Origin of the sequence: Streptomyces sp. NPDC048462 (assembly GCF_043200175.1) — a bacterium.
In the GTDB taxonomy this organism is placed as follows: domain Bacteria; phylum Actinomycetota; class Actinomycetes; order Streptomycetales; family Streptomycetaceae; genus Streptomyces.
Window position 1 is genome coordinate 1 of the sequence record NZ_JBICXG010000059.1, and the last position, 9,061, is coordinate 9,061.

Sequence of the window (9,061 nt, forward strand, 5' to 3'; positions counted from 1 at the left end):
GTCTCCTCCGGAGACACGACGCGACGGCCCTACGGGCCGTCAAGATGCAGGGTGCTCCGCACCCTGGCCGCCTTCGGCGTCCTAAGGCATCATCACCTTCGGTGACGATGCCGGGCCTTCGGCCCGTAGGGCCGGCCTCCGGCCTGCCTTTGGCTGGCTACGGGAAGAGGTGGATTTCCCGTCTGTTTCTGCTGTTCAAAGCACTGAAACGATGTGCTTCTCGTGATCCTGGTCCTCGTTGCCAGTCTCCCGCAGCTTCCGCCCCTCGACTGCTTCAGCTACATTATGTGCCCATCTCTGACGTCTCGTCAAGGCCAACATCCGAGGCCGGCCTCAACTCCCGAGACGTCACAGCCGCCCCTGGCCACCTGTCAATTGGTCTATGCCAATCTATTCCCAGAGCACAAGCATGGTGTTCAGATGTACGGCGGGGGCGCTGAGGATGACGCGTCCGGTGTCGTCCTCCAGGATGTCGAGCTGACGTGCGGACCTGGCCGCTGGGCCTGCTCGGTTACGACCTGGGGGGCAATTGAGACGGTGAGTCATATCCTCTGATCGACCTTGCTGTCGTGAGGGTGCCCATAGGGGAACCAGTCGGGTGGGTGCAGGCGTCCAGAGGGGCATGGATCCAGGTTTGCGATTGCGTGAGGCGACCGCCGAGGACGCCGACGTCCTTGCCGACGTGCACACCCGGACGCGGACCGCGTACTACACCGCGGGCGGCATGCCCGAGGAGGAACTCGCCGACCCGAGTGCATGGAGGGAACGGCGCGACGCCTGGGCGCAAGTGCTGGCCGCGCCGTCGCGCGCCACGCTGGTCGCGGAAAGCTTGGACGGGACGGTGGTCGGACTACTGGCTGCCGGGCCACCGCACCACGAAGACCTGGACGCCTCAACGTACTACGAGCTGTACCAGATTGGGGTACTGGCGCACTCTTGGGGGCGCGGGGTGGGTGGGGCCCTGCACCGGGAGTTCGTCAGGCTGGCCGCGGCTGCCGGCTGCGCCGAGGGCGTGCTGGAATGCTGGGCGTCCAACACACGTGCGCAGCGCTTCTACGCCCGAAACGGGTGGCGGCCGGATGGAGCGCGCCGTCCAGGACCGCTGGACCATGACTACGTCCGACTGCGACTGAAGCTTGTATCGCCCGGCTTCTGAGCGGGACTGACGCAAAGCCAGGGTCGGGCGGCATGATCGGGAGACGTGACTGTTGCCCTGGATCGTGCCGCCCTGTCCCATCCTGCCTTCACTGGTGTGGCACACCAACACTCCGCCGAGCTGGTTGTCGAGTTGGCGCGAAGCTGGCAGGCGGGGCGGGAATCGGACCGGGCCGAGCGGCGTGGGGGTCTTCGGAAGCGTCTGGCCGGGGCGGGACGCAAGGTGAAGCTGGTGTTCACCGACCGGCTGCTGGTCACCCTGATCTGCCCGCGTCACCAGCTGCCGCAGCCGCGTTGGCGGAGCTGTACGGGGTGGACCGCTCCACTGTCTCGGCGGCTGTGCGGGAGATACGGCCCCTGCTCGCGGCCCGCGGCTTCGCTGTCCCCGACCGGTCCGGCATCCGGATCCACACCCTGGAGGACCTGTTCGCCTACGCTGCGGCCGAGAACATCGAGCTACGCATCGACGGCACCGAGACCCAGGTACGCCGGCCCCAGGCTCACCGGCCCGGCCGGAAGGCGTTCATCTCGGGCAAGAAGAAGCAGAACACGATGAAGACCACCAGCTTCAGCGACGGCCAGGGCCGCACCCTGTTCTCCGGCGTGGTCAGGCCCGGCCGGATGCACGACCAGACGGCCGTGCGCACCGAGGGCATCGCCGAACAGTTCCGGCTCCGCCCGCAGGTCAAGGCCAAGGTCGACGACGGCTACCGTGGGCTAGCAGGCGAGTTCTCCGACCAGATCAGCGCGCCGGCCGAAGAAGCCCGGCGACGATGCCTGTGACAGCGAACACCGGGCCTGGCGGGAGGCCAAGCGACGGCAGTCCTCGGCGAGGATCTGCATCGAACACACCAACGCCGAGCTGAAGAAGTGGCGCCCGCTCCAGCGATACACCGGACGCCGCGAAACCTACGGAGAAGCCCAAGCCGCAATCGCCTCGCTCGTCTCCGACCGCTCCGCCAGGCGACCCACCCGCCGCAGGACCAGCACCGCCCTCGTGCCCGTCCGCACCACCACCTGCTGACTCATCCATCAGCCGAATCCCCAAGCCAACCTGCCCCGGCCTCAATTGCCCCCAAGGTCGTTACCTCGTCACCTGGTGCGACGACCACGACGAAGTGCTGATGTACTCCCTCACCACACGCAGCCGTCTCTTCCGCCCACGGGTAGCCGTCGGGCCGTACCGGATCACGCTGGGCAGGACATCACTGGCCTCTCTGCCCAGCCCCGGCCTGGATGGCGCTGGGCCGTGGCACGCGCTGGGGGCCCGCCGGTTCAGCTACGCCGAACAACGCTACTTCGGGAACCCCGGCGGCTACTTGCACTGGGCGGTCGGAGTGCGCGACGCAGGCTCCCCCTCGACTCCGCCCATCGGCTGCGAAGGGAACACGTGGGGTGGACGAGCGGAGCGCGCAGGAGTTTGGTGGCGCACTCGTCCGCCTTTCCAACACCGTCTTTAGCCACGGCGGCGGGCCAGGGCCGTCGTGCCGACAATGACGCATCCGATGGCCAGGATCTTGCCGGCCCCGTAGTAACGGGACCAGTCGTTGTCAGCCGCGCCTCCGCGCAGGATCAGCCACAGCAGCAGACCTATCCCGCTCACGGCGAGGACCACTCCTCCGGTCAGCCTCAGCCCGGCCCACCAGGAAGCGTCTCCGGTGGGCGCAGGTTCGGTGTCCTGGCCTCGCTCGCGGTCACTCACCTTGTGTCCTCTCCTATGACCATGATCTTCAGCAGAGAAGACGTGGCCCATCACGGAGGGGTTCCACGCCATGGCTTTGTACGTCAGTAGCGGGTTCTGGCACACATTCCGTGAGGACGATCAACGACGCTGGCGTTCATCGCCACCCGCGGGCCATGGCGTTCAATCAGCCCAGCCCTCGGTGTTAGAGCAGGATTCGTAGGAGTAGCGGGTATCGCGGTCCCACTCCTTCCCGGTGATGCGCTTGTATGCCCGGTCCGGTGTGTAGAGCAGGGGCTCGGCCCAGATGAGGTCGGTGGCGTAAGGAGTGAAGACCGAAGGGTCTTGGAGGACGCTGTCGAACTCGGTGCGGCCGGCGGCGACGACCGCGGTACGGGTGTAGAGGAAGGCGTCAGCGGACAGGTCGTGTCCGTACTCCTTGCGGTCCAGCCGGTAGAGCGCCCATGACAGTTGTTCGGCAAAGCCGATGACCAGCGACAACGGGGACTGGGCAAGCCGCTCGGTGAGCGTGGCTGCAAGGAGTTCGGCGTCCGGGTCAGGTTCCGTGGGCCTGCAGTCCTCGATGAGCTGCCAGAAGGCGTCTTCGTTCATGCTGGCGAGCATGCCGCAGCGGTCTGACAGTCCTGGCTCCGGGTCACCAGTTTGCTGCGGCTGTGAGAAGGACGCGTTTGCGGAGCAGGGGGAGCTTGGCGCGTCCGAACATCTGGCGTTTGACCATCTTGATGTGATTTACGCGGCCCTCGACGGGGCCGGAGTTCCAGCGTGTGCTCAGGCCATGGAGCACGGCACCCCAGTCCTTCTCCAGACCGGTGGCGAAGGCATGCAGACGGGGCAGGTCCGCGGTGCGGACGGCGGTGATCCAGTCTTTGAGGTGCTGACCGGAGCGGGTTTGAAGGATCTCTGCGAAGCCCCGGGCGTGCTCGTGGAGGGCCTTCAGTTCAGGGCAGTGGGCAAGTAGGGCGGCGAACTGTTGGCGTTCTCCGTCGGCCAGGTTCTCGGGGTGCCGCATCATCCAGCCGGTGATCCGGCGGATTCCTGGTGGTGCGGGTGGGACAACGCGGATGCGTTGGCGGCGCCTCGGTCGCAGATAGTCGCTGATGATCTGGTAGCTCCCGCGGTAGCCGAGGATCTGGAGCTCGGCGAGCAGTTGGATGGCGTTTGTGTGTCCTTCGGCCCAGCGTTTGTCCAGGTGGGCCTTGTAGGGGTCGAGCTGGCTGGCCCGGGGCTGGTGCCTTCCGGTCAGCAGCTGTTCGGGGACTGCCGCGCGGGCGTTCCGGCGGACGGTGTTCCCGCCCATGTGCAGTTCCCTGGCGATCTCCCTGATCCCGTGCCCCTGGGCCAGCAGGGCGTGGATGGTCGCGTGCCGCTCTCGGATGCGAGCTTCGATCGGCGACATCGTCTTCGTTGCATCCGCGCCGTCGCCATCGCTCGTAGGGCCATCTGAGCTGGTGAAAGCCGTCTTGAGGCACGTGCTGTGGAGTCTGACGGTGGCTTCGACGGCGGTGCCGAGGTTCTGCCAGAGGTGGAAGCGGTCGGCCACTTGGATCGCGTTCGGTGCACCGGTCCGGGCGCCGTCGGCGTAGGAGCCGGCCCGGTCACGACAGATGATCTGGGCGCCAGGATGCTCGCGCAGCCAGCCCGCGAGGGTGGAGGCGGCTCGGCCCGGCAGCAGGTCGAGAGGCCGGCCGGTCTCGCAGTCGATGAGGACAGTGCCGTAGTGGTGCCCACGACGGGGGGCGAAGTCATCGACACCCAGGACCTTGGGAACGGCCCCAGAGCGGATCAGGCACGGCCATGATCGCCCGCAGCAGCGTTGTCCGGCTCGCCCTCGTCCGCAGGACTGCTGCCAGACGGGCCCCGGCCCGGCCTGCGAGGGCAACCGCAACGACCGTAAGGACGCGGCGCGAGGCCGGAGTCCATCTCCCGTACCTGAACGTCAGACCCGCGACCTGCTCAACGAACGTACGACGCCCGCACAAGGCGTTATCGCAGTACAGCCGCCGCACGGTCAGCGCGATCACCACCGGCTGGTCACCGACGGGAGTGTCGGCCAGCCGGCGTTCGTAGCAGCTGTGCACATGACTCGACGGAAGCTCGCAATCCGGGCACGAAGCCGTGCCATCGAAGGTTCTCGCAACGATGTGCACCACGCCGCACTCCGTGAACACCCGCTCCACCAGAACCGCCCTGAACTGCGGAAAAAGCATCCCTACGAGGTCATCACACCGCACCACGGTCCCAGATGACGCGATGTCACCGTGGCAGAACGCCGGTGATCGTCCTCACGGAATGTGTGCCAGAACCCAGTAGCGAGAGCGCATGTTGGTCGGCGGCGAGAGCACCCGATTCCCTGTGAGAGTGATGTCGCCGAGTCTTGAGAGCACCTGGATGCTTGCTTCGGGACCATGGTTGTGCTCTGCACGATGAGGGGGCCCGGGGTGCTGCCGAAGTCCAAGGTCGATCTGTACGCGGCGATCCGCCGTGACTCGCGTCAGGGGTTGTCGAACCGCGCTCTTCAACGGAAGTACGGCGTCGGGTTCCTAACGGTGCAGAAGGCTTGGCGTCAGCCTGGTCGGAGCCGCGGAAGCCGCTTCCGCCGAGGGCGACCCGGCTGGATCCGTTCAAGCCGTTGATCGACGAGATGCTGCGGGCGGACCTTGATGCGCCGCGCAAGGAGCGGCACACGGTCAAGCGGATCTTCGAGCGGCTGCTGGACGAGCACGACGCGGACGAGATCTCGTACCAGATGGTCCGCGGCTACGTGGCCACGCGCCGTGAGGAGATCCGGATCGAGGCCGACCGGGGCGTGGTGGAGGAGAAATTGTCAAATCCTGTGGATCTGGTCCGCGCGGCCGGACGTCAGGTGGTTCAGAACCGAGTCCGGTCTCACAGGGTGGTGTTCGCCTGCCGTATGGCGGATGAGCTGCTAACTTCCGCGTCATGGCGAACCAGAGCGACGGCACAGATCTACGAAGCCGGGTGGCCGATGCCGACAGCGGTGTCCTGTTGTTCGGCATCACGCCGCCCCGCCTGAGCAACACTCCCGAGCGGATCCGGGAGATCACCGCAGCCACCCTGGCACGGTTGGAGTCCCTCGATGTCGATGGTCTGGCGCTGTACGACATCGACGATGAGAGCGACCGTAATCCGGCGCAGCGGCCGTTTCCGTATCTGCCGACCATCGACCCTGCCGTGTACCACGCGGACTATCTAGGCAAGTGGAACCGCCCGGTGGTCGTCTACCGGTGCGTCGGCAAGTACTCCCAGACGGAGCTGCGGACCTGGCTGCGGACGGCCGACGCCGACCGGCTGCTCGGCGTCTTCGTCGGCGCGTCCTCGAAGGGGAAGGCGGTGCGGACCGGCCTGTCCGAGGCGCAGGATCTGCGCCGCGATGTCCGCCCAGACCTGCTGCTCGGTGGCGTGGCCATCACTGAACGCCCCGAGGAGCATCTGCGGCTCGTCGCTAAGCAGGTGGCCGGATGCGCGTACTTCATCTCGCAGGTCGTCTACAGCGGCGACGCGGCGAAAAGCATGGTCTCCGACTACTACTATGCCTGCCGCGAGCGGGACCTCGAACCGAGGCCCGTCCTGTTCACGCTCTCGGTGTGCGGCTCGGTGAAGACACTGGCGTTCCTCCAATGGCTCGGCGTCGACGTCCCGCGCTGGCTGGAGAACTCCCTGCGCCATGCGGACGACACCCTGGCCGAGTCATACCAGCACTGCTTGGCGAACGCCCGGGACCTGATCGCCTTCTGCCGCAAGCTCGGCATGCCGTTCGGCTTCCTCGTGGAGAGCGTGTCCATCCGCAAGGCCGAGATCGACGCCTCAGTCGCCCTGGCCCACGAGCTCAGCAAGTTGCTCGGACGAGGTGCACCCTCGGTGTGAAGCCGGGCACGAACGTGCGGCTGTCGAATTCCGCGATCGGGACGATACTCAGGCCGCGCTGGCGTCCTCCCGTTCGACGAGGACGCCGCGCTTGAATCGGGCTCCGGCTCGCACGAGGGCGACCAGGTGCGGCGCATTGACCGCGCGCCAGCGTTCCTGGGCGGACTCGACGAGCTTGAACACCATGGCCAGGGCAGCCGCGCAGGAGCCAGCACCCTTGGTGACCTTGGTCCGCAGTCGAACGGTCGCGAAGGTCGACTCGATGGGGTTCGTGGTACGCAAGTGGATCCAGTGCTCGGCGGGGAAGTCGTAGAACGCCAGCAGCTCGTCCTCGTCATCGACGATCTTCTTGACGGCATTGGGGAACTTCGCGCCGTACTGCTGGGCGAACACCTTGACCGCGGCAGCCGCGTGCTCCTTGTCTTCGGCGTTGTAGATGTCCTGGATGGCCTTCTTCGCCGCGGGCTGGGCCGACTTCGGCAGGCCGTCGCGGCAGTTGGCCGTTCTGTGAACCCAGCACCTCTGGTGACGGGTTTCGGGGAAGACCTCGTTGACCGCGTTCCAGAAGCCGAGGGCGCCGTCGCCGACGGCCAGGACCGGCGCACGCATGCCCCGGCGCTGGCAGTCCCGCAGCAGACTCGCCCAGGACTCCGATGATTCGCGGTAGCCGTCCGCCATCGCAATCACTTCCTTGGTGCCGTCCGCCCGCACGCCCATGACCACCAGGACGGCGGCTTTCGCCTCTTCCAGACGGATGCGCAGGTGAATGCCGTCGGCCCACACGTAGACGTAGTCCGTGGCGGACAGATCGCGCTCGCCGAACGCCTTGTGGTCGGCTTGCCACTGGGCGGTCAGCCGGGTCACGGTGGCCGGGGATAGGCCCACCGAGGAGCCCAGGAACTGCTCAAGCGCGGGCACGAAGTCCCCGCTGGACAGGCCGTGGAGATAGAGCAGGGGCAGTACCTCGCTGATCTTCGGGGACTTGCGGGCCTAGGGCGGCAGGATCGCCGAGGAGAACCGCTTGCGCTCACCGGTCGCGCCGATGCGCTTGTCGTTGACGCGTGGAGCCCTCACTTCGACGGTGCCGGCGGCGGTGGTCACCTCCCGGGGCTGGTGGTGGCCGTTGCGGACCACGAGCCGCCGCCCACGTTCATCCTTCTCGTCGGCCAACTCGGCTATATAGAAGTCAACTTCGGCTTCAAGGGCAGCCGCGAGCAGTCGCCTCGCGCCGTTCCGGACGATCTCGTCGATGAGCGAGGAGCCGTTGGCGGTGGAGCCGTCGGCGTTGACTACGCTGAGCACGGGCGTACCTTCCCGACCGGTGTTCGCAGCACCGGCCTACTCGATGACCATCAATCGATCGCTCGGGAAGGTACGCCCTTCGCGTTCACCCCGAGGCCGATCCACAGGTCTTGAGCATTGCTCGTGGTGGAGGCGTTCGTCCCGCAGACCCACAAACCCGGAGCCGAGGCGGAAGTCGACTTCGGCGACGTGACAGTGCGGCTGGCCGGCGAACTGGTCACCTGCTACCTGTTCGCGTTCCGCCTGTCCTACTCGGGCAAGTCCGTGCACCGGATCTTCGCGCCGGCTGGGCAGGAGGCATTCTTCGAGGGCCACGTCCACGCTCTCAACGTGCTGGGCGGAGTGCCGACCTCGAAGGTCCGCTACGACAACCTTAGGGCCGCTGTCGCCCAGGTGCTGGGCTTCTCCAGACAGCAGGTGGAAGCTGAGCGGTGGACTGCCTTCCGCTCGCACTGCGGCCTGCAAGCTCTTTACTGCCAGCCAGGAATCTGCGGCGCCCATGAGAAGGGGCGGAGTCGAGGGGCAGATCGGCTGGTTCCGGCGCATCCGCCTCGTCCCTGTCCCGGAAGTCGACACGCTCGCCAAGCTCAACGCCATGATCGAGCGATGGGACGAGGCGGATGATGCCCGGCGGATCCGGTCCCGGCCCCGCACGATCTGCGAGTACTTCGCAGGCGAGCAACCGCTTCTGGCGCCGCTGCCGGACGAGCCGTTCGAGACGGGCCGGCTCTTCACCTTGCGGGTCGACCGCTACAGCCGGATCAGCGTCCGCACCAACCGCTACTCGGTGCCGGTGCGGCTGATCGGCCGGACGGTCCGCGCGATGCTGCATGCCGCCGAGCTGGTGGTCCATGACGGCCGCGAGGAAGTCGCCCGGCATGAACGGCTGATCGCCAAAGGGGTCTGCCGCCTCGACCTGGACGGGCCTTGACCCCTGATGTTGGACACACGAGACACTGGATCCTGCGGATCTGAGAACGGACATCTCGTGGTCATGAAGAACTACCCGCCTGAGTT

Annotated in this window: 9 protein-coding genes and 2 pseudogenes; 6 read left to right on the forward strand and 5 right to left on the reverse strand. The window is 66.7% G+C overall.

Annotated features, from left to right (window positions below; translation table 11 throughout):
• Window positions 1-634: 634 nt before the first annotated feature.
• From ACGFU6_RS39050 to ACGFU6_RS39060, 3 genes are all read left to right on the forward strand, one after another.
• Complete coding sequence (locus ACGFU6_RS39050) at window positions 635-1,156, forward strand: GNAT family N-acetyltransferase (RefSeq protein WP_393617354.1); 522 nt, start codon at window positions 635-637, stop codon at window positions 1,154-1,156.
• 311 nt (window positions 1,157-1,467) lie between these two features.
• Window positions 1,468-1,938 (forward strand): transposase family protein, encoded by a 471-nt coding sequence (locus tag ACGFU6_RS39055; RefSeq protein WP_393617356.1) that lies wholly within the window; start codon window positions 1,468-1,470, stop codon window positions 1,936-1,938.
• 257 nt (window positions 1,939-2,195) lie between these two features.
• Complete coding sequence (locus ACGFU6_RS39060; RefSeq protein ID WP_393617369.1) at window positions 2,196-2,615, forward strand: ETEC_3214 domain-containing protein; 420 nt, start codon at window positions 2,196-2,198, stop codon at window positions 2,613-2,615.
• Here ACGFU6_RS39060 and ACGFU6_RS39065 read toward each other — a convergent pair.
• The 4 genes and pseudogenes from ACGFU6_RS39065 to ACGFU6_RS39080 all read right to left on the reverse strand — a co-directional run.
• Window positions 2,612-2,857, reverse strand: coding sequence for a hypothetical protein (locus ACGFU6_RS39065; protein ID WP_393617358.1), 246 nt, complete (start codon window positions 2,855-2,857; stop codon window positions 2,612-2,614). The two genes, ACGFU6_RS39060 and ACGFU6_RS39065, sit on opposite strands and share 4 nt — an antisense overlap.
• Before the next feature lie 162 nt (window positions 2,858-3,019).
• On the reverse strand, window positions 3,020-3,448 hold the full coding sequence (locus ACGFU6_RS39070; RefSeq protein ID WP_393617360.1) for a DUF4240 domain-containing protein: 429 nt from the start codon (window positions 3,446-3,448) through the stop codon (window positions 3,020-3,022).
• Window positions 3,449-3,491: 43 nt separating this feature from the next.
• On the reverse strand, window positions 3,492-4,736 hold the full coding sequence (locus tag ACGFU6_RS39075; RefSeq protein ID WP_393617362.1) for a transposase: 1,245 nt from the start codon (window positions 4,734-4,736) through the stop codon (window positions 3,492-3,494).
• Window positions 4,737-4,899: 163 nt separating this feature from the next.
• A pseudogene (locus ACGFU6_RS39080) lies at window positions 4,900-5,064 on the reverse strand (ISL3 family transposase); the annotation flags it as partial.
• A gap of 422 nt (window positions 5,065-5,486) precedes the next feature.
• On the opposite strand from ACGFU6_RS39080, the gene ACGFU6_RS39085 reads away from it, so the two are divergent.
• Both ACGFU6_RS39085 and ACGFU6_RS39090 read left to right on the forward strand, forming a co-directional pair.
• Window positions 5,487-5,891 (forward strand): hypothetical protein, encoded by a 405-nt coding sequence (locus ACGFU6_RS39085; RefSeq protein ID WP_393617364.1) that lies wholly within the window; start codon window positions 5,487-5,489, stop codon window positions 5,889-5,891.
• Complete coding sequence (locus ACGFU6_RS39090) at window positions 5,798-6,742, forward strand: methylenetetrahydrofolate reductase (protein WP_393617366.1); 945 nt, start codon at window positions 5,798-5,800, stop codon at window positions 6,740-6,742. The genes ACGFU6_RS39085 and ACGFU6_RS39090 overlap by 94 nt, the downstream gene beginning before the upstream one ends.
• A 48-nt stretch (window positions 6,743-6,790) precedes the next feature.
• On the opposite strand, the pseudogene ACGFU6_RS39095 reads toward ACGFU6_RS39090, so the two are convergent.
• Window positions 6,791-8,044, reverse strand: a pseudogene (locus ACGFU6_RS39095) (IS256 family transposase).
• Between the two features lie 499 nt (window positions 8,045-8,543).
• On the opposite strand from ACGFU6_RS39095, the gene ACGFU6_RS39100 reads away from it, so the two are divergent.
• A complete protein-coding gene (locus ACGFU6_RS39100) occupies window positions 8,544-8,975 on the forward strand; it encodes a hypothetical protein (protein WP_393617367.1) in 432 nt (143 codons plus the stop codon).
• Window positions 8,976-9,061 lie beyond the last annotated feature (86 nt).

Excerpts from the sequence above, each read along its gene's own strand:
- ACGFU6_RS39070 (WP_393617360.1), bottom strand. The coding sequence starts at position 3,448 with ATGAACGAAGACGCCTTCTGGCAGCTCATCGAGGACTGCAGGCCCACG.
- ACGFU6_RS39090 (WP_393617366.1), top strand. The coding sequence starts at position 5,798 with ATGGCGAACCAGAGCGACGGCACAGATCTACGAAGCCGGGTGGCCGAT.
- ACGFU6_RS39100 (WP_393617367.1), top strand. The coding sequence starts at position 8,544 with ATGAGAAGGGGCGGAGTCGAGGGGCAGATCGGCTGGTTCCGGCGCATC.